This window comes from Actinomycetospora rhizophila (genome assembly GCF_042657905.1).
Taxonomy (GTDB): domain Bacteria; phylum Actinomycetota; class Actinomycetes; order Mycobacteriales; family Pseudonocardiaceae; genus Actinomycetospora; species Actinomycetospora rhizophila.
In genome coordinates this window covers 37,201-56,240 of record NZ_JBHSKG010000010.1, presented here as the reverse complement: position 1 = coordinate 56,240, position 19,040 = coordinate 37,201, and the positions used below count along the sequence as shown (strand labels likewise).

Below are 19,040 nucleotides of genomic sequence, written 5' to 3'. Positions count from 1 at the left end.
TCCCGACGACGCAGCTCGACGGCTGCCCGCGCCGCCGCGGTCACCCGGTCGAGGGGCCTCTCGTGAGTTCCCCTTCGACCCGGTGATTTCGTCACGCTCCGCGTTCGCCGAGACCGGCAGTGCGGGGACTCCGGGCGGGTCGGGAGCCACCGAACCGACCGGTCCGGATGCCGCGCGTCACGTTGCGGGCCACCGATCCGTCCCGTCCGGTGCCGTGCCGGGGCCGCGGCACCCGGACGCCGAGCGCGAGCAGGGCTCCGCGGCCCACCTCGCGGCGTTCGCCGCGCACCTGCGCTACGAGCGAGCGCTCTCGCCGCACACCGTGCGGGCCTACCTCGGCGACGTGACGTCCCTGCTCGCCCACCTCCGCGGGCCCGACGCCGGGGAGGACGCGCCGCTCGACCTCGACGCGCTCGACCTCGCCGGCCTGCGCGCCTGGCTCGCCGCCGTGCGGGCGCGGGGCGCGAGCCGCACGACGCTGGCGCGCCGGGCGGCCGCGGCACGCACCTTCACCGCGTGGGCGGCCCGCACCGGGCGCGCGGCCACCGACGCGGGCGCGCGGCTCGCGTCGCCGCGGGCCCACCGGCGCCTGCCCGAGGTGCTGCGCGCCGACCAGGCCGCCGCCGCCCTGCAGGCGGCGGCCTCCGGTGCGGCAGAGGGTGACCCCGTCGCGCTGCGCGACCACCTGCTGCTGGAGCTGCTCTACGCCACCGGTGTGCGGGTGGCGGAACTGTGCGGGCTGGACGTCGACGACGTCGACGACGGCCGCCGCACGCTGCGGGTCCTCGGCAAGGGCGGCAAGGAGCGCACCGTCGTCTACGGCGCGCCGGCCGCCACCGCGCTCGAGGCCTGGCGCCGGGAGGGGCGCCCGGCGCTCGCCGTCCCGACGTCACCACCGGCGCTCCTGCTGGGCGCCCGCGGCGGCCGGCTCGACCAGCGCATCGCGCGCCGGGTCGTGCACGACGCCGCCGGGGCCGTCCCGGGGGCACCCGACATCGCGCCGCACGGGCTCCGGCACTCGGCGGCGACACACCTGCTCGAGGGGGGAGCGGACTTGAGGAGCGTCCAGGAGTTGCTGGGGCACGCGTCACCGGCGACGACGCAGCTGTACACGCACGTGTCCGCCGAGCGGCTGCGGGCCGTTCACGACACCGCCCACCCCCGTGCCTGAGGCGTGGGGCGGCGCCGCGCGGGTGCCCGTGGCGACGATGTCCGCCGACGACGCAGCGCAGGGTGGCTCCGTGACCGGGCCGCAGACCGGCCCGCTGCCGGCCCTGCCGGGGTCGAACTCGGACGCCGCCGTGCGCGCCGCCGGGGTCGCCGCCCGCACGCCGCGCCGCCGGGCTCCCGGGCGCCGCGACCCGGCCGGTCCCGCCACCGACGGCGCCACGGCCCTCGCGCCGGTGCCCGCGCCGGCGGACGGGTCGCGCCACCAGCAGCCGGCGACTCCTGCCGTGGCCCCCGACGGCCACGTCCTGCCCGCGACGCTCGGCGGTGCCTCGCCGGGCGGCGCCGACGAGGAGGCGATGGTCGAGGCCGGCATCGCCGACCTCTGGGCCGCCTACGCGGACGACCCGCGCAAGTCGACCAAGGACCGGCTGGTGCTGCACTACGCGCCACTGGTCAAGTACGTCGCCGGCCGCGTGGGCACCGGCCTGCCCGCCCACGTGGACGTCGCGGACCTCATCCAGTGCGGGATCTTCGGCCTCGTCGACGCCATCGAGCGCTTCGAGCCCGACCGCGGCCGGAAGTTCGAGGTCTACGCGATGCAGCGCATCCGCGGCGCGATCCTCGACGAGCTCCGCTCCCAGGACTGGGTGCCGCGCTCGGTGCGCTCCCGGGCCCGCGAGATCGAGCGCGCCATCGAGCGCCTCGAGGGCCGCGAGCAGCGCTCGTGCAGTGACTCCGAGCTCGCCGCCGAGCTGGACACCTCCACCGAGGACCTCCGCTCGACGTTCGGGCAGATCGCGATGACCAGCGTCGCCGCGCTCGACGAGCTCGTCGCCGCGGGCCGCGGGGGCGGGTCGGTGGACGGGGCGGGCGCGCCGTCGCTCGCCGACTCGCTGCCCGACACCGGCGCCGAGGACCCGCTCTCGGCGATGGAGGACCGGGAGACCCGCCGCCTGCTCGCCGAGGCGGTCGGGCAGCTCGCCGAGCGCGACCGCACCGTCGTCGGCCTCTACTACTTCGAGAACCTGACCCTCGCCGAGATCGGGCGGGTCCTCGGGGTCACCGAGTCGCGGGTCTGCCAGCTGCACACGCGCGCGGTGATGCGGCTGCGCGCCCGGCTCGCCGAGCTCCAGCACGCCTGAGGCGCCTCAGGGGCCGGTCGGGAGCAGGCGCACCCGGCCGAGCCCCAGCAGCAGGAGCGGGTCGAGGTACTCGAGCGCGCCCGCCGCGGGGTCGGCCGACGGGCGGCGCAGGCCCCAGTGCAGGCAGGCGGCGACGGGGCAGCCGCGGTGCCCGGGCTCGAGCGCGCCCAGCGTGTCGCCCCGGCGGACCCGCGCGCCCGGCGCGACGGCGGCCGCCACCGGCTCGTAGGTCGTGCGCAGCCCGGCGGCGTGCTCCACCGAGACCACGCCGCGCCCGGCCACCCGGCCGGCGAACACCACGACCCCGTCGCCCGCGGCGATCACCGCGAGCCCCGGCCGCCCCGCCACGTCGGCGCCCCGGTGCCCGCGGCCGTAGTAGTGCGGCGGCGGGTCGAACAGCCGCGTCACCGTGCCCGGGGCGCCCGCGGTGGCCGGCGCGGCGCGCCCGTCCACCCCGGCGACGGGCCACCCGAAGGCGCCGACGGGCACGACGGGCGGGGGAGCGGGCGCGGCGGCGGCGGGTCCGGCGAGCAGGGCCGAGATCAGGGCGGCGAGCACGACGGCGGCCGGGGGACGACGGGTCACACGGGGTTGGACGCAGCCGGGGCCCGATCGGCTCCCTCGACCGGGCGAGGACCCCGCATCCCGGAGATCAGCAGGACCCCACGCACCTCGTGGCGCCGTCCGAGGTGCACCCCGTCCTGGTGATCTCCGACGTCGCCCGACCCGGGTGTCTCGCGCGATCGAGCGGGCGGGTTTCCTGACGTTGGACGTCAGCGTGGCCCCCACGCTGACACCACCCCGTGCGTCGGCGAGGGCGCGGGGAAGCGGGAGGAGGCGCGCGGGTACACTCGTGACCAGCGGTTCGTCGTCTCCACTGTCGTGGGGGTGCACGGGCCGACTTCGCGTGTCCTCGCAAGCGCTCGCACGCTCGTGCGCTGCCGGCACCCGGGCGGTCCCGCCTCCGAGCGGGTTGCCGGGACCGGTTCACCGAGGGCACCAGGGCGACGGCCCGACCGGGACCGTCGCGACAACCGCCAGGTCCGGTCGACGTGCCGGGCCGCCGAGAGAGGTCGTTCCACCGCATGGCCGTCGTCACGATGCGCCAGCTGCTGGACTCCGGTGTCCACTTCGGTCACCAGACCCGCCGCTGGAACCCCAAGATGCGCCGCTTCATCTTCACCGAGCGCAACGGCATCTACATCATCGACCTGCAGCAGACGCTGTCCTACGTCGATCGCGCCTACGAGTTCGTCAAGCAGACCGTCGCCCACGGCGGCACGGTGCTCTTCGTCGGCACGAAGAAGCAGGCCCAGGAGGCCATCGACGAGCAGGCGCGCCGCGTCGGCATGCCGTTCGTGAACCAGCGCTGGCTGGGCGGCATGCTCACCAACTTCCAGACCGTGCACAAGCGCCTCCAGCGGCTCAAGGAGCTGGAGGCCATGGAGCAGAGCGGGGGCTTCGAGGGTCGCACCAAGAAGGAGATCCTCATGCTCACCCGCGAGCACGACAAGCTCGAGAAGACCCTCGGGGGTATCCGCGACATGGGCCGCGTGCCCAGCGCGGTGTGGGTGGTCGACACCAAGAAGGAGCACATCGCGGTCGGTGAGGCCCGGAAGCTCAACATCCCGGTCGTCGCCATCCTCGACACCAACTGCGACCCCGACGAGGTCGACTACCCGATCCCGGGCAACGACGACGCCATCCGGTCGGCGGCGCTGCTGACCCGCGTGGTCGCCCAGGCGTGCGCCGACGGCCTGCAGGCCCGCGGCCAGCGCGACGGCGGCGAGCGCGGCGAGGACGAGCCGCTGGCCGAGTGGGAGCAGGAGCTCATGGCGCAGGGCGGGGACGGCGCCAGCGCGCCGACCGGCCTGGAGCAGGGCAGCACCAGCTCCGCGGTGGACGCCCCCGGCGACGCGCCGGTCGCGACCCCCGAGGCCGAGGCGACCACCAACGCCATCGGCGACGACACCACGCCGGTCAGCCGCCCCGAGCGCACCGCCGGCACCGTCGACGCGAACTCGGAGAGCGACGACAACGCGATCGCCGCCGCGCCCGAGGCCGGGCAGCAGAACGGCGCCCCGACCCCGCAGGGCGGGGCCGGCTGACGGTCGGCCCACCGATCGCCAGCACCCACACGACACGAGGACGGACGAGAGCCGCACCATGGCGAACTACACCGCTGCGGACGTGAAGAAGCTCCGGGACCTCACCGGGTCCGGGATGATGGACTGCAAGAAGGCCCTCGAGCAGAACGAGGGCGACATGGGCAAGGCCGTCGAGGCCCTGCGCATCAAGGGTGCGAAGGACGTCGGCAAGCGGGCCGGCCGCACCACCGCCAACGGCGTGGTGGCCGCCCGCGACGGCGCGATGATCGAGCTCAACTCCGAGACCGACTTCGTCGCCAAGAACGCCGACTTCGTGCAGCTCGCCGAGGACATCCTCGGCGTGGCGCTCGCGAGCGGCACCAAGGACCTCGAGTCGCTCAAGGCCGCGTCCCTCGGTGAGGGCACGGTCGAGGACAAGGTCCAGGAGCTCTCGGCGCGCATCGGCGAGAAGCTCGAGCTGCGCCGTGTCGCGCTGCTCGACGGCCCGACCGCGACCTACCTCCACCGTCGCTCGTCGGACCTCCCGCCGGCCATCGGCGTGGTCGTCGGCTACACCGGCGACGGCGACGAGGCCGCCGAGGCGGCCCGCGGCGCGGCCATGCAGGTCGCGGCGGCGCGCCCGCTCTACACCACCCGCGACGAGGTCCCCTCGGACGTGGTGGACAACGAGAAGCGCATCGCCGAGGCCACCGCCCGCGAGGAGGGCAAGCCCGAGAAGATCCTCGAGAAGATCGTCGAGGGTCGGCTCAACGGCTACTACAAGGACACCGTGCTCCTCGAGCAGGACTCGGTGGCCGTGGACAAGAAGACGGTCGGCAAGGTGCTGGAGGAGGCGGGCGTGTCCGTCCGTACCTTCGCGCGCTTCGAGGTCGGCCAGCCCTGAGTCGTGCGGGGGCGGGGCCGGGTCCACGCCCGGCCCCGCCCCCGACGCACTCGCAGAGCACGTCCCCGTCGGTGGGAGGAGAGCGCGTGGCCAGTCCCCAGACCGTGTCGGACGCGGGCCCCGATGCCCGTTCCGGACATCGCCGGGTCCTGCTCAAGCTCGGCGGCGAGATGTTCGGCGGCGGCGGGGTCGGGGTCGACCCGGTCGTCGTGCAGACCGTCGCCCGCCAGATCGCCGACGTCGTGAACTCCGGCATCCAGATCGCCGTCGTCATCGGCGGCGGCAACTTCTTCCGCGGCGAGGAGCTGCACCGCTACGGCATGCAGCGCCAGCGCGCGGACTACATGGGCATGCTCGGCACGGTCATGAACTGCCTGGCCCTCCAGGACTTCCTCGAGCGCGAGCACCACATCGACACCCGGGTGCAGACCGCGATCACCATGGGCCAGGTCGCCGAGTCCTACATCCCGCGGCGCGCGATGCGCCACCTCGAGAAGGGCCGCGTCGTCATCTTCGGCGCCGGCGTCGGGATGCCCTACTTCTCCACCGACACCACGGCCGCCCAGCGCGCGCTGGAGATCGAGTGCGAGATCGTGCTCATGGCCAAGGGTGTCGACGGCGTCTACACCGCCGACCCCAAGCTCGACCCCACGGCGACGATGTTCCACGAGATCTCCCACCGCGAGGTGCTGGAGAAGGGCCTGAAGGTCGCGGACGCCACCGCCTTCAGCCTGTGCATGGACAACAACATGCCGATCATGGTGTTCAACCTGCTGGTCGACGGGAACATCGCACGCGCGGTGCGGGGTGAGAGGATCGGCACGCTGGTCCACACCCCATCCGGCTCCTGAGGAGAGGCGACACATGATCGACGAGACGCTCCTCGACGCCGAGGAGAAGATGGAGAAGGCGGTCAGCGTCGCCAAGGAGGACCTCGGCGGCGTGCGCACCGGTCGCGCGAGCCCGGCGATGTTCAACCGCATCAACGTCGAGTACTACGGCGCGTGGACCCCGCTGAACCAGCTCGCGTCGGTGCAGGTGCCCGAGGCGCGGATGGCGGTCATCAAGCCCTACGACGCGAGCCAGCTGCAGAGCATGGAGCGCGCGATCCGCGACTCCGACCTCGGCGTCAACCCGAGCAACGACGGCCAGATCATCCGCGTCGTGTTCCCGCAGCTCTCCGAGGAGCGCCGCAAGGACATGGTCAAGGTGGCGCGCAGCAAGGGCGAGGACGCCAAGGTGTCCATCCGCAGCGTGCGTCGCAACGCCATGAGCGAGCTCCAGCGCATCGTCAAGGACGGCGAGGCCGGCGAGGACGAGGAACAGCGCGCCGAGAAGGAGCTCGAGAGCGTCACCGCGCGCTACGTCGCCGCGGTCGACGACCTCGTGAAGAACAAGGAAGCCGAGCTCCTCGAGGTCTGAGGTCCCCATGCCCTCCTCCGCATCGCGGCCCCGGCGCCCCGCCCCGGCAGCGGCCGACGCCGCCGGGTCCGCGGCGACCCCGGCGACCCCGGCGGAGGACAAGCCCAAGTCCTCCCGCGCCGGGCGCAACCTGCCCGTGGCCATCGGGGTGGGCCTCGCGATGGGCGCGGTCATCCTGGTCGCGCTGCTGACCGTCCGGCAGGCGTGGATCGGCATCGTCGCGATCTCGGCGGTGATCGGCACCTGGGAGCTGTTCGGCGCCCTGCACCGCGGCGCGGGCATCCGCCTGTCGCGGGTCCCGGTGCTGGTCGGCGGGCAGGCGATGATCTGGCTGGCCTGGCCGTTCGGCACCGAGGGCATCCTGGGCGCGCTGCTGGTGACGGTGCTGGGCTGCTTCCTGTGGCGCATGCGCCTGGGCGCGGCCGGTTTCGTGCGCGACGTGGGCGCCTCGATGCTCGTGCTGTGCTGGGTGCCGCTGTGCATGGCGTTCGGGTCGATGCTCGTCGTCCCCGCCGACGGCACCGCGCGCGTGCTGACGTTCCTCATCGTCGTCATCTGCTCCGACACCGGCGGCTACGCGCTGGGCGCGCTGTTCGGCAAGCACCCGATGGCGCCGAAGGTCAGCCCGAAGAAGTCGTGGGAGGGCCTGGCCGGGTCGCTGATCGCCGGCTCCACGGGCGCGTGCCTGTGCGTGGCGCTGCTGCTCGACGACCACTGGTGGTACGGGCTGATCGTCGGGCCGCTGCTGGTGGCCACCGCCGTCACCGGCGACCTCGTCGAGTCGCTCATCAAGCGCGACCTCGGCATCAAGGACATGGGCCACACCATCCCCGGCCACGGCGGGCTGATGGAGCGCCTCGACTCGCTGGTCACCTCGGCGCCGATGGCCTGGCTCCTGCTGCTCGTGCTCGTCCCCGTGCACGTGTGACCAGGGCAAGCAAAGGATCGGAGGGTCGAGCTCCGCTGCGCTCCGTCTCCCGCGACGTCGTCGAGTCCCCGAACATCTGGCGCTGGCCCGAGGTCTACGAGCGCGAGAACGAGGCGCAGGACGCCACCGGCGCGCTGTGGGACACGGTCGCCGAGCTCGCCCCCCACGACGGCGCGGACGTCGTCGACGTCGGCTGCGGCGACGGCTACCACCTGCCCCGGTTCGCGCAGCGGGCGCGCACGGTGGTGGGCGTCGAGCCGCACGCCCCGCTGGTGGCCCGCGCCCGCGAGCGCGTCGAGGGCCTGCCCGGCGTCCGCGCCGAGCAGGGGAGCGCGGCCGCCCTGCCGCTGCCCGACGACTGCGCCGACGTCGTGCACGCCCGCACCGCCTACTTCTTCGGCCCCGGCTGCGAGCCCGGGCTGGCCGAGGCGTCGCGGGTGCTGCGCCCGGGCGGGGTGCTCGTGATCGTCGACCTCGACGCCACCCGCCACTCCTACGGGTCCTGGATGCGCGCCTCGGCCCCGCGCTACGACCCCGGCGCCGCCGAGCGCTTCTTCGCCGGGCAGGGCTTCGCGGTGCGCCGCGTCGACACCCTGTGGCGCTTCGCCGACCGCACGACGCTCGCCGACGTCCTGCGCATCGAGTTCACCCCCGCCGTCGCGCAGAAGGCGATCGACGGCACCCCCGGCCTCGCGCTGCCCGTCGCGTACCGCGTGCACACCCGCCGGGAACCGTCCGGGCTCGTCCGGCCGTGACCAGCTGTAACGCTCCAGAAACCCACTGATCCGGATCTCTTGACGTGATCTCGGTCACGGTCGCACTCTGGTTGCGTCCAGCGAAACCGGTTGCGGGAAGCGCAACATCGTCCGTATGCAGGCTCGGGGGGCCGCCGGACGCACGATGAAGTGAGGTGCTGATGACGGACGTCCTGCCCACCCGGGCGGCGGTGGAGCTCGTACCGGAGCCGTCGTCGACGGTGGTGACGAATCCCGGGATCCTGCTGTACCCCCGGCTGCGGAAGTCGCCGTACTTCTGGAAGTCGCGCGCGCACGGCGTGGCGATGTACAGCGTCTACAACCACACGTACCACCCGCGCCACTACGGCGACCCGATCGCCGAGTACTGGGCGCTGCTCGAGGACGTGACCCTGTGGGACGTCGGCGTCGAGCGCCAGATCGAGATCGTCGGCCCGGACGCGTTCGCGTTCACCAACATGCTGGTGCCGCGCGACCTGACCAAGTGCGCGGTCGGCCAGTGCAAGTACGTGTTCATCACCGCGCCCGACGGCGGGATCATCAACGACCCCGTGCTCCTGCGGGTCGAGGAGGACCGCTTCTGGCTCTCGCTCGCCGACTCCGACGTCGGGCTGTGGGCGAGCGGCCTGGCCCACGCCGGCGGCTGGGACGTGCAGGTCCGCGAGATCGACGTCGCCCCGGTGCAGGTCCAGGGCCCGAAGGCCAAGGCCGTGGTCACCGACCTGTTCGGGACCGACGTCGCCGAGATGCCGTACTACCACCTGCGGCACGCGGTGATCGACGGCATGGAGGTCGTCGTCAGCCGCACCGGCTACAGCGCCGAGATCGGCTACGAGATCTACCTGCGCGACGCCGTCGCGAACGCCGGCCGGCTCTGGGACCGGGTCTGGGAGGCGGGCCGCCCGCACGGGATGCGCCCGATCGGCCCGTGCCACATGCGGCGCATCGAGGGCGGCATGCTCGCCTACGGCTGCGACATCACCCTCGACACCAACCCGCTCGAGGTCGGCTACGACTACACGTGGATGGTCGACCTCGACCAGGAGGCCGACTTCGTCGGCAAGGACGCGCTGATCCGCGCCAAGGCGCGAGGGCTCTCGCGGTCGATGGTCGGCGTCGAGATCGGCGGCGCGCGCCTGGGCACGTTCAACGACGGGTCGATGATCGAGCCGTTCACGGTGCGCAACGAGGCGGGCGAGCGCGTCGGCACCGTGACCAGCGCCTGCTGGTCGCCGCGGCTCGAGCGCAACATCGGCCTGGCGATGGTGGCGACGCCGTCCACGCCGCTGGGGACGACGCTGCAGATCGCCACCCTGGACGACGTGCGCGACGGCGTCGTGGTCGAGAAGCCGTTCGTCGACCCGCGCAAGCAGACGCCCAAGGGCTGAGCGGGGGCCGGTCATGGACCACGTCACCACGCTCGCGACCCTGCTGGCCGCGCCGCGCTTCGAGGTGGCGCCGACGGCGGGGGTGCTGGACGCGGCCGCGGACCTCCCGGCCGGGGCGACGGTGACCGTCACCGCCGCCCCGAGCCGGGGCCTCGCGGCCACGGTGGACACGGCCGTCGCGCTCGCCGCGCGCGGGTTCGCGGCGGTGCCCCACCTCGCGGCGCGCAGCGTGCGCGACCGCGGCGAGCTGGCCGGGCACCTCGACCGGCTCGCCGCGGCCGGGGTCCGCGAGGTGTTCGTGGTCGGCGGCGACGCGCGCGAGCCCGCCGGGGACCTGCCCGACGGGCTCGCGCTGCTGCGGGCGATGGAGGACCTCGACCGGCGCCCGCCGCGGGTGGGCGTCCCGTCCTACCCCGACGGCCACCACCGGATCGCCGACGACGTGCTGTGGGCCGACCTGCGGGTCAAGCAGTTCCACGCCGACTACACGGTCACGCAGCTGTGCTTCGACGCCGACCTCGTGTGCCGGTTCGCCGGCGAGGCCCGGGCCCGGGGGATCGACCTGCCGGTGATCGCCGGCGTGCCCGGCGTCGTGGACGCCGCGCGGCTGCTGCGGCTCTCGGTGCGGATCGGGGTCGCCGACGCCGTGCGTTTCGCCCGCTCCCACCGCGCCACCGCGGGGGCCTTGCTGCGGGGCGGGCGCCACACCCCCGACGAGCTCGTCGGGGGCCTCGCGGCGTCCGGGTGCGAGCTCGCGGGGCTGCACCTCTTCACGTTCAACCAGATCGAGCCGACCGTGCGGTGGCTGTCGCAGGCCCGCCGCACGGCCGCGTGACCCCGAGGAGCCACCGTGACACCGTTCCCGGACCGCGCCCAGGTCGTCGTCATCGGGGCCGGCATCGTCGGCAACGCCGTCGTGCACCACCTCGCGCGGCTGGGCTGGCGCGACATCCTGCTCGTCGACAAGGGGCCGCTGCCCGACCCGGGCGGGTCCACCGGGCACGCGTCGAACTTCGTCTTCCCGGTCGACCACTCCCGCGAGATCACGCTGCTCACCGGCGACTCGATGCGCCAGTACACCGAGCTCGGGACGCTGACGACCTGCGGCGGGATCGAGGTCGCCCGCACCCCGGAGCGCGTCCAGGAGCTCGACCGGCGGATGTCGTCGGCGCGGGCGTGGGGCATTGACGCCGAGCTGATCACGCCGGCCGAGGTGGTCGACAAGGTCCCGTTCCTCGACCCCTCGCCGCTGCTCGGGGCGTTCTGGACGCCGTCGGTGGCCGTGGTCGACCCGCTGCGGGCCGGCGAGCTGATGCGCGAGCGGGCGACCGCGGCGGGCGCGCTCACCGTGTCCGCGCTCACCGAGGTGCTCGCGATCGACACCGAGGACGGGCGGGTGCGCCGCGTGCGCACCGACCGCGGCGACGTCGAGGCCGAGTACGTCGTCGTGGCCTGCGGCGTGTGGAGCCCGCGGATCGCGGCGCTGGCCGGCGCGACGATCCCGCTGACGCCCGCCGTGCACCAGATGATCGACGTGGGGCCGATCGCGGAGCTCGCGGCCACCGGGCGCGAGATCGCGTTCCCGATCATCCGCGACATGGACCCGCTGATGTACGAGCGGCAGAGCGGCGCCGACCTCGAGATCGGGTCCTACGCCCACCGGCCGATCCTCTGCGACCCCGACGACATCCCGTCGCTGGCCGCCGCGGCGCTCTCGCCGACCCAGCTGCCCTTCACCCCCGACGACTTCGACCCGCAGATGGAGGCGGCGCTCGAGCTCTTCGCGAGCATCCTCGACCGCCCCGACGCCGGCATCCGGCACGCCATCAACGGGCTGCTCTCGCTCACCCCGGACGGCCACCCGCTGCTGGGGGAGACCCCGGAGGTGGCGGGCCTGTGGTCCGCGGCCGCCGTGTGGATCAAGGAGGGCCCCGGCGTCGGGCGGCTCATCGCGGAGTGGATGACCGCGGGCGTCCCCGAGATCGACCCGCACGCCGCCGACGTCGCCCGCTTCGCCCCGCACGAGCGCACCCGCGCCCACGTGCGGGCCCGCGCCGCCGAGGGCTTCAACAAGACCTACGGGATCATCCACCCGCGCGAGCAGTGGAGCTCCGACCGCGGCGCGCGCCGCTCGCCCTTCTTCGGTCGCGAGGAGGCTCTCGGCGCCGAGTTCTTCGAGGTCGCGGGCTGGGAGCGCCCGCAGTGGTACCGGTCCAACGAGCCGCTCGTCGCCGAGCTCGGCGTCGAGGACCGCCCGCACGAGTGGGACGCCCGCTGGTGGTCGCCGATCATCAACGCCGAGCACCTGGCGATGCGCCGCGGCGTCGCGATGATCGACCTCAGCGCGTTCGCGCAGTTCGACGTCCGCGGCCCGGGCGCGCTCGCGTACCTCCAGCACCTCTGCGTCGCGCAGATGGACCGCCCGGTCGGGCGCGTGATCTACACGCCGGTGCTCGGGCCCGACGGCGGGTTCCGCAGCGACCTCACCGTCGTGCGGCTCGGCGACCAGCACTTCCGGGTGGTCACCGGCGGGTCGGACGGGGCGCGCGACCTGCACTGGTTCACCCGCCACCTGCCGGTCGACGGCTCCGTCGCGCTGGTCGACGTGACGTCGGCGGTGTGCACGCTCGGGCTCTGGGGGCCGCGGGCGCGCGACGTGCTCGCGGCGGTCACCGAGGACGACGTGTCGCACGAGGCGTTCGGCTTCGCCACCGGGCGCGCCATCACCATCGGGTCGATCCCGGTGCTCGCGCTGCGCCTGTCCTACGTCGGCGAGCTCGGGTGGGAGCTGCACGCGCCGACCGAGTGCGGCCTGCGGCTGTGGGACGCGATCGCCGAGGCCGGCGCACCGCACGGGATCGTGCCCGCCGGCATCGGCGTCTACGGCACCACGGCGCGCATCGAGAAGGGCTACCGGCTCATGGGCCACGAGCTCGACGGCGAGCACGGCCCCGTCGAGGCCGGGCTCGCGCTGCCGGGGCTCAAGTCCGCGGACTTCGTCGGCAAGGCCGCGTACACCAAGGCACGCGAGGGCGAGCCCGAGGCGACGCTGTGCACGCTGACCCTCGATGCCTCGACACACCGGCGGTACCCGCAGGGCGGCGAGCCGGTGCTCACCGCCGACGGCGCGCGGATCACCGACCGGCGCGGGCGCCCGTCGTACGTCACCAGCGCCGGCGCCGCCCCGTCGCTCGGCACGCACCTGCTCATGGCGTACCTGCCGCCGTGGCACGCCGTGGAGGGGACTGGCCTGCTCGTCGAGTACCTGGGGGAGCGCTACCCGGTCACGGTCGCCCGGGCCGGGCGGACGCCGCTGTTCGACCCCGACGACGCGCGGATGAGGTGAGGTGCGCATGGACGTCCTGGTCTGCATCAAGCGCGTCCCCGCGGTGGGCGCGGAGATCGCGCTGACCGCCGACGCCACGGCGATCGACACCCGCCACCTCGGCTTCACCATCGGCCCGCACGAGGAGTGCGCGGTCGAGGAGGCGGTGCGGATCGCCGAGCGCACCGGCGGGTCGGCGGGCGTGCTCACCGTCGGGCCGCCCGAGGCCGACGAGCAGCTGCGCTACGCGATGTCGATGGGCGCCGACCACGCGGTGCGCGTCGAGGCACCCGTGGCCGACCCCGACCCGGAGGTCACCGCCGCGGCGATCGTCGGCGCGGTGCCCGACCTGCGGCCCTACGACCTCGTGCTGTTCGGGGAGGCGTCGGCGGACGCCGGGCACGCGCAGGTGGGCTTCCGCGTGGCCGCGGTGCTGCGGCGCCCGGTGGTCGGCGGGGTCAAGGGGATCGACACCGGCGACGGGCGGGTGCGCCTGGAGCGTCACGTCCCCGAGGGCGTCGAGGTGCACGAGGCCCCGCTGCCCGCGCTCGCCGCGGTGCTCGAGGGCCTCAACCTGCCGCGCTACCCGACGATCAAGGGCCGGCTGCGGGCGAAGAAGGCGCCGATCCGGGTGCTCGCGGTCCCGACCGCCACCGGCGGGCTGCGGACCCGCCGGCTGCGCCACCGGCCCGAGGCCCGCGCGGAGACCGTCGTCCTGGGGCGCGGGGCCGCGGCGGCGCCCGCCGTCGTCGACGTCCTGACCGAGCTGGGGAGGGTGCGCTGATGGTGCTCGCGATGATCGAACGCGACGGCGAGGGCGTCCTGGCCGCGGCGTCCGCCGAGGTCCTGGCGGCCGCGCGGGACCTGGCCGACGGACTGGGCGACGGTGTCGGGGCGGTCGCGGTCGGGGAGCCGGGCGACCTGCCCGACGACCTCGTCAAGCGGGGCGTGTCGACGCTGCACCTGCTGCGCCACGAGCTGCTCGCCGACGCCGGGCCCGCCACCGTCGGGGAGGCGCTGGCCCAGCTCGTGGCCGCCGAGCGGCCCGTCGCGGTGCTCGCGGCGGCCACCGACGCGAGCACCGAGGCGATGGCCTGGGCGGCCGGCGCGGTCGGCGTGCCGCTGGCGACGGCGTGCCTGGAGATCCGGCCCGGCGCCCCGTGGGAGGTCACCCGCGAGCGGGCCGGCGGCATCCTGCTCGAGGACGCCGAGCTCGACGCCCCGATCCGCTTCGCCACGCTGGGCACCGGGACCCGCACGCCCACCGAGACCGCCGCGGCCGCCGAGGTGACGGTGCGCGCGTTCGTCCCGGAGCTCGACGAGACGGTGCCGCGCGCCCGGCTCGTCGAGCGCCGGGCGCGGGCCAGCGGCATGACGCTCGCCACCGCGCCGGTCGTCGTGTCCGGCGGCCGCGGGGTCGGCAGCGCCGAGGGCTACGCCGTGCTCGAGGAGCTCGCGGGGCTGGTCGGCGGGGCCGTCGGGTGCTCGCGGGTGGCCACCAACAACGGGTGGCGCCCGCACAGCGACCAGGTCGGGCTCACCGGCACCCGCGTCAGCCCGGACCTCTACATCGCCTGCGGGATCAGCGGCGCCACCCAGCACTGGGTGGGGTGCATGAACGCCCGCGCGATCCTCGCCGTCAACACCGATCCCGAGGCGCCGATGGTGAGCCGCGCGACGTGGGCGGTGATCGGCGACGTGCACGAGGTGCTGCCCGCCGTGGTCGCGGAGATCCGGCGGCGAGCCGGGGGTTGACGGGCGGGGCTGGCGTCCGGAGCAGAGGCGCGGTGGCGTTACCGTGGATGTCGTGTCCGCGTATCCCCCTCCGCGTCCGCCGTCCGGGTACCCCGGCCCCGGTGGGCAGGGTCGTCCCGGTGGCCCCGGGGGCCACCACGGTGGCTACCAGGCCGGCCACGGCGGCGGCCCCGGCCGTCCCGCCGGCTTCAGCGGTGCCGGCGGTGGCGGTGGATATCGCAGCTCCGGGGGGTCGTCCCCGCGGCCGAGCGGTCGCGCCGTGCGCATCGACCCGGTGCTCGTCGAGATCGGCGCCGGGCTGGTCTGGCTGGCCGTGGGCACGCTCGGGCTCGCGGCCGACGGCGCGGGCACGCTGGTGCTCGCGGTCGGCATCGCGGTCGCCATCGGCATCGGCGTGGAGAACCGCCGGCGCGGGCCACGCCCGTTCGACACCTCGCGGTCCACCGAGGTGCTGCGCCTCGGCGGCGGCGTGATCGTCGCGGTGATCGTCGCGTCGATCGTGCTCGGGCTGCTCAGCGGCTCGGCGTTCCTGCCGGGCATCGCGCTGCTGCTCACCGGCGGGGCGTTCGTGCTGCTCAGCCGCGCCACCGGTCAGCGCCCCACGCGCTGGCTCGGGATCGCGCTCGTCGCCATGGGCCTGCTGTCGGCCCTCATCACGCTGGGCACCGCGGGCGGGTTCGTCTCGCAGGGCCTGCTCGGCGTGCTCGCGGGCGTGCTGCTCCTGCTGTCCGCGGCCGACCGGGTCGGCCTCGTCGAGATGCTCCGGGACCGGACGCGATGAGCGAGCCCGCCCCGATCGGTGCCGATGCCGCCGGCGCTGCCGGCCCCGTCCTCTCGCTGTCGCCCCGCGGCAGCCGGCGCGGCCGCCCCGCGCGCCACCTCGCCGACCTCGACCCGGCCGCCCGCCGCGACGCGGTCACCGAGCTGGGCCTGCCGGCCTTCCGGGCCGACCAGCTCTCCCGCCACTACTTCACCCGCCTCGAGGCCGACGCGGGGACGATGACCGACCTGCCCGCCGCCGCGCGGGACACGCTCGGCCCGGCCCTGCTGCCCGAGCTGCTCACGCCCACCTCGGTGGTCGACTGCGACGGCGGCGCCACCCGCAAGACGCTGTGGCGCGCGAACGACGGTGCCCTGGTCGAGAGCGTCCTCATGGGCTACCCCGACCGCGCCACCGTCTGCATCTCCAGCCAGGCCGGGTGCGGCATGGCCTGCCCGTTCTGCGCCACCGGCCAGAACGGCCTCGAGCGCAACCTCTCGACCGCCGAGATCGTCGAGCAGGTCCGCTCGGCGGCCGCCGCGGTCAAGGGCGGCGAGCTCGGCGCCGACCTGCGCCGCCTGTCCAACGTCGTGTTCATGGGCATGGGCGAGCCGCTGGCCAACTACGCGCGCGTCGTCGACGCCGTGCACCGGCTCTGCGACGCCCCGCCGGCGGGCCTGGGTCTCTCGCAGCGCTCGGTCACCGTGTCGACGGTCGGCCTCGTGCCCGCGATCCACCGGCTCGCCGACGAGGGCCTGCAGGTGACCCTCGCGGTCTCGCTGCACACGCCCGACGACGAACTGCGCGACACCCTCGTGCCGGTGAACACCCGCTGGCCGGTCGCCGAGGTGTTCGGCGCCGCGCGGCACTACGCCGAGGTCACCGGGCGGCGCATCTCCATCGAGTACGCGCTGATCCGCGACGTCAACGACCAGCCCTGGCGCGCCGACCTGCTGGCCAAGCTGGCCCACAAGCACCTCGGGCGCCTGGTGCACGTCAACCTCATCCCGCTGAACCCGACCCCGGGCAGCAAGTGGGACGCGAGCCCCGCCCCGGTGCAGGCCGAGTTCGTCCGGCGGGTGCGCGACGGCGGCGTGGCGTGCACCGTCCGCGACACCCGCGGGCGCGAGATCGCCGCCGCCTGCGGGCAGCTCGCCGCCACCGCCCGTCCGTGAAGCGCTCGTGACGCACGAGGTCCGCCGGATCGTCCCGCACGCCGCCGAGGGCGTGGCCGACGCGGACACCGTCACGTGGGCCCGCGCGATGCTCGCGGCGTTCCTGCGGCCCCGCGTCCCCCCGGGCGACCTGGCGCGGGCGGCCGCGGACTACGTCGGCCAGCGGCTGCGCGGGGTGTACGAGACCGGCGACCCGGCGCCCGTCGCGACGCTGCGCTCGTGGGACACGCGGATGAGCGTGCCCGGCGGCGAGGTCGCCGTGGACGCGGTCACCTCGATCGGCGTGCGCTCGACCCACCGGCGCCGCGGGCTGCTGCGCGCCGTGCTCGTCGACGACCTCGCCGACGCCGCCCGCGCCGGCACCCCGGTCGCCGCGCTGACCTCCACCCAGGGCGCGCTGTACGAGCGCTTCGGCTTCGGGCTGGCCAGCTGGAACCGCGCGCTGCGCCTGGACACCCGCACGGCGACGTTCCGCGCGCCCGAGGCGACGGGGCGGCTGCGCACCCTCGACGTGGCGACGCTGCCGTCGGCCGCCGGCCCCGTGCAGGACCGCGCCCGGCGCCGGCACCCGGGGTCGATGGACCGCACGGGCATGTCGTGGACGGCGCTGATGACCGGCGAGAACACCTTCAGCGGCATGACGGCCGACCCGCACCGGCACGCGGTGCTGTGGTCGGACGCCACGGGCCGGCCCGACGGCTACGTCGTCTACCGCGTCGCCCAGGACTGGGCGGGCGGGGCCGGCGAGATCGCCGTGCTCGACCTGCAGGCCACCACGCCGGAGTCGTACCGCGAGCTGTGGCGCCACCTCGTCTCGCTGGACCTCGTCGGCGCCGTGATCTGGAACGACGCCTCGACCGACGAGCCGCTGCCGTGGCTGCTCACCGACCCGCGGGCCGCCGCGGCGGGGGCCGGCCGCGAGATGCTGTGGCTGCGGATCCTCGACGTCCCGGCGGCGTTCGGGGCCCGCCGCTACCCCGTCACCGAGCAGCTCGTCCTCGCCGTCGCCGACCCCGCGGGCCACGCCGCGGGCACCTGGCTGCTCGACACGACCGACCCCGTCGAGCCGCGGGTCGTCACCACCACCGCCGAGCCGGACGTCGCCCTCGACGCCGCGACGCTCGGCTCGCTCTACCTCGGCGGCGCCGACCCCCGGGTGCTCGCGCGGGCCGGGCGCCTCGAGGAGCGCACCCCGGGTGCGGCCGGCCGGCTCGCGCGGCTGCTCGCCGCGCCGAGCGTGCCCTGGAACGGCATCCGCTTCTAGCGGCGTCACACCTCGGGCGGCTCGTCCGGCACGTCCGCGTCGCGGTCGGCCCACTCGAGCAGCGCGCGGAGGTCGAACACGGCCTCGTCGATGCCGGCGGTGAGGTCGCCGACCTCGGCGTAGCGCGCCGGCATCGTCGCGATGGTGAAGTCGCCGGGCTCCGCGTCGTCGATCTCGTCCCAGCGCAGCGGCGCCGACACGCGGGCCTCCGGCGTGCCGCGCACCGAGTAGGCCGAGGCGATCGTGTGGTCGCGGGTGTTCTGGTTCCAGTCGAGGAAGACGGTGCCGGGCTCGCGGTCCTTGCGCCACCAGGCGGTGGTGACGAGGTCGGGGGCGCGCCGCTCGACCTCGCGGGCGAACGCCAGCGCGGCCCGCCGCACCTCGGTGAACGAGTGCTCGGGGCGGATGCGGACGTAGACGTGCAGGCCCTTGCCGCCCGAGGTCTTGGGGAAGCCGACGGCGCCGAGCTCGTCGAGCACCTCGTGGGCCACCGCGGCCACGCGCCGGATCGTCGGGAACTCGACGCCGGGCATCGGGTCGAAGTCGATGCGCCACTCGTCGGGGGTCTCGACGTCGGCGGCGCGGGTGTTCCAGGGGTGGAACTCGACGGTCGACATCTGCACCGCCCAGATCACGTCCGCGGGGCTCGTGACGCACAGCTCGTCGGCGGTGCGGTTGTAGCGCGGGAAGTGCACGCGGACGGTGCGCACCCAGTCCGGCGCGCCCTTGGGCAGCCGCTTCTGGTGCACCTTCTCGCCGTCGGTGCCCGTCGGGAAGCGGTGCATCATGCAGGGCCGCTCGTAGAGCGCGCGAACGATGCCGTCGGCGACCGACAGGTAGTAGTGGGCGAGGTCGAGTTTGGTTTCTCCCCGCGCCGAGAAGTACACCCTGCCCGGGTTGGTCAGCCGCACGGTCCGGCCACCCACCTCGATCTCCGCAGCGTCGCTCCCGGCCACGTCGGGAAC

Annotated in this window: 17 protein-coding genes and 1 pseudogene; 16 read left to right on the top strand and 2 right to left on the bottom strand. The window is 75.0% G+C overall.

The window, feature by feature from the left end:
- Nucleotides 1-214: 214 nt before the first annotated feature.
- A complete protein-coding gene (locus ACFPK1_RS18815; protein ID WP_378022471.1) occupies nt 215-1,171 on the top strand; it encodes a tyrosine-type recombinase/integrase in 957 nt (318 codons plus the stop codon).
- 283 nt (nt 1,172-1,454) lie between these two features.
- Nucleotides 1,455-2,312: a FliA/WhiG family RNA polymerase sigma factor gene (locus tag ACFPK1_RS18810; RefSeq protein ID WP_378022640.1), complete on the top strand. Its 858-nt coding sequence runs from the start codon at nt 1,455-1,457 to the stop codon at nt 2,310-2,312.
- Nucleotides 2,313-2,318: 6 nt separating this feature from the next.
- On the opposite strand, the gene ACFPK1_RS18805 is transcribed toward ACFPK1_RS18810, so the two are convergent.
- Entirely contained in the window at nt 2,319-2,897 is a 579-nt protein-coding gene (locus tag ACFPK1_RS18805; RefSeq protein ID WP_378022470.1) for a peptidoglycan DD-metalloendopeptidase family protein, read from the bottom strand.
- A 500-nt stretch (nt 2,898-3,397) separates the two neighbouring features.
- On the opposite strand from ACFPK1_RS18805, the pseudogene rpsB reads away from it, so the two are divergent.
- The 14 genes and pseudogenes from rpsB to ACFPK1_RS18735 form a co-directional block, all read left to right on the top strand.
- Nucleotides 3,398-4,258 (top strand): annotated as a pseudogene (rpsB, locus tag ACFPK1_RS18800) (30S ribosomal protein S2); the annotation flags it as partial.
- Between the two features lie 220 nt (nt 4,259-4,478).
- On the top strand, nt 4,479-5,303 hold the full coding sequence (gene tsf / locus ACFPK1_RS18795; protein ID WP_378022469.1) for a translation elongation factor Ts: 825 nt from the start codon (nt 4,479-4,481) through the stop codon (nt 5,301-5,303).
- A 104-nt stretch (nt 5,304-5,407) separates the two neighbouring features.
- Nucleotides 5,408-6,154 carry a UMP kinase gene (gene pyrH / locus ACFPK1_RS18790; RefSeq protein WP_133825399.1) on the top strand — a complete coding sequence of 249 codons (747 nt, stop codon included), beginning with the start codon at nt 5,408-5,410 and terminating at the stop codon, nt 6,152-6,154.
- Nucleotides 6,155-6,167: 13 nt separating this feature from the next.
- Nucleotides 6,168-6,725, top strand: a complete 558-nt coding sequence (gene frr, locus ACFPK1_RS18785) for a ribosome recycling factor (RefSeq protein ID WP_378022468.1) — start codon at nt 6,168-6,170, stop codon at nt 6,723-6,725.
- Between the two features lie 7 nt (nt 6,726-6,732).
- Complete coding sequence (locus ACFPK1_RS18780) at nt 6,733-7,653, top strand: phosphatidate cytidylyltransferase (protein ID WP_378022467.1); 921 nt, start codon at nt 6,733-6,735, stop codon at nt 7,651-7,653.
- The gene (locus ACFPK1_RS18775) at nt 7,650-8,408 is read left to right on the top strand and encodes a class I SAM-dependent methyltransferase (RefSeq protein ID WP_378022466.1); all 759 of its coding nucleotides are present in this window, start codon (nt 7,650-7,652) and stop codon (nt 8,406-8,408) included. The genes ACFPK1_RS18780 and ACFPK1_RS18775 overlap by 4 nt, the downstream gene beginning before the upstream one ends.
- Nucleotides 8,409-8,569: 161 nt before the next feature.
- Nucleotides 8,570-9,796, top strand: a complete 1,227-nt coding sequence (locus ACFPK1_RS18770; protein WP_378022465.1) for a glycine cleavage T C-terminal barrel domain-containing protein — start codon at nt 8,570-8,572, stop codon at nt 9,794-9,796.
- 13 nt (nt 9,797-9,809) lie between these two features.
- Nucleotides 9,810-10,631: a methylenetetrahydrofolate reductase gene (locus ACFPK1_RS18765; protein WP_378022464.1), complete on the top strand. Its 822-nt coding sequence runs from the start codon at nt 9,810-9,812 to the stop codon at nt 10,629-10,631.
- A 15-nt stretch (nt 10,632-10,646) separates the two neighbouring features.
- A complete protein-coding gene (locus ACFPK1_RS18760; RefSeq protein WP_378022463.1) occupies nt 10,647-13,142 on the top strand; it encodes a GcvT family protein in 2,496 nt (831 codons plus the stop codon).
- Between the two features lie 7 nt (nt 13,143-13,149).
- On the top strand, nt 13,150-13,905 hold the full coding sequence (locus tag ACFPK1_RS18755) for an electron transfer flavoprotein subunit beta/FixA family protein (protein ID WP_378022462.1): 756 nt from the start codon (nt 13,150-13,152) through the stop codon (nt 13,903-13,905).
- Between the two features lie 11 nt (nt 13,906-13,916).
- The gene (locus tag ACFPK1_RS18750) at nt 13,917-14,876 is read left to right on the top strand and encodes an electron transfer flavoprotein subunit alpha/FixB family protein (protein WP_378022461.1); all 960 of its coding nucleotides are present in this window, start codon (nt 13,917-13,919) and stop codon (nt 14,874-14,876) included.
- Nucleotides 14,877-15,135: 259 nt separating this feature from the next.
- On the top strand, nt 15,136-15,657 hold the full coding sequence (locus tag ACFPK1_RS18745) for a hypothetical protein (protein ID WP_378022460.1): 522 nt from the start codon (nt 15,136-15,138) through the stop codon (nt 15,655-15,657).
- Complete coding sequence (gene rlmN / locus ACFPK1_RS18740) at nt 15,654-16,811, top strand: dual-specificity RNA methyltransferase RlmN (protein WP_378022459.1); 1,158 nt, start codon at nt 15,654-15,656, stop codon at nt 16,809-16,811. The genes ACFPK1_RS18745 and rlmN overlap by 4 nt, the downstream gene beginning before the upstream one ends.
- Nucleotides 16,812-16,818: 7 nt before the next feature.
- Nucleotides 16,819-18,075, top strand: coding sequence for a GNAT family N-acetyltransferase (locus ACFPK1_RS18735; protein ID WP_378022458.1), 1,257 nt, complete (start codon nt 16,819-16,821; stop codon nt 18,073-18,075).
- Nucleotides 18,076-18,080: 5 nt separating this feature from the next.
- On the opposite strand, the gene ligD is transcribed toward ACFPK1_RS18735, so the two are convergent.
- Nucleotides 18,081-19,031, bottom strand: coding sequence for a non-homologous end-joining DNA ligase (gene ligD / locus ACFPK1_RS18730; RefSeq protein ID WP_378022457.1), 951 nt, complete (start codon nt 19,029-19,031; stop codon nt 18,081-18,083).
- Nucleotides 19,032-19,040: the final 9 nt, after the last annotated feature.

Bases quoted from the DNA above. Each gene is read 5' to 3' on its own strand.
- tsf (WP_378022469.1), top strand. From the start codon at position 4,479: ATGGCGAACTACACCGCTGCGGACGTGAAGAAGCTCCGGGACCTCACC.
- frr (WP_378022468.1), top strand. From the start codon at position 6,168: ATGATCGACGAGACGCTCCTCGACGCCGAGGAGAAGATGGAGAAGGCG.
- ACFPK1_RS18780 (WP_378022467.1), top strand. From the start codon at position 6,733: ATGCCCTCCTCCGCATCGCGGCCCCGGCGCCCCGCCCCGGCAGCGGCC.
- ACFPK1_RS18770 (WP_378022465.1), top strand. From the start codon at position 8,570: ATGACGGACGTCCTGCCCACCCGGGCGGCGGTGGAGCTCGTACCGGAG.
- ACFPK1_RS18765 (WP_378022464.1), top strand. From the start codon at position 9,810: ATGGACCACGTCACCACGCTCGCGACCCTGCTGGCCGCGCCGCGCTTC.
- ACFPK1_RS18755 (WP_378022462.1), top strand. From the start codon at position 13,150: ATGGACGTCCTGGTCTGCATCAAGCGCGTCCCCGCGGTGGGCGCGGAG.
- ACFPK1_RS18750 (WP_378022461.1), top strand. From the start codon at position 13,917: ATGATCGAACGCGACGGCGAGGGCGTCCTGGCCGCGGCGTCCGCCGAG.
- rlmN (WP_378022459.1), top strand. From the start codon at position 15,654: ATGAGCGAGCCCGCCCCGATCGGTGCCGATGCCGCCGGCGCTGCCGGC.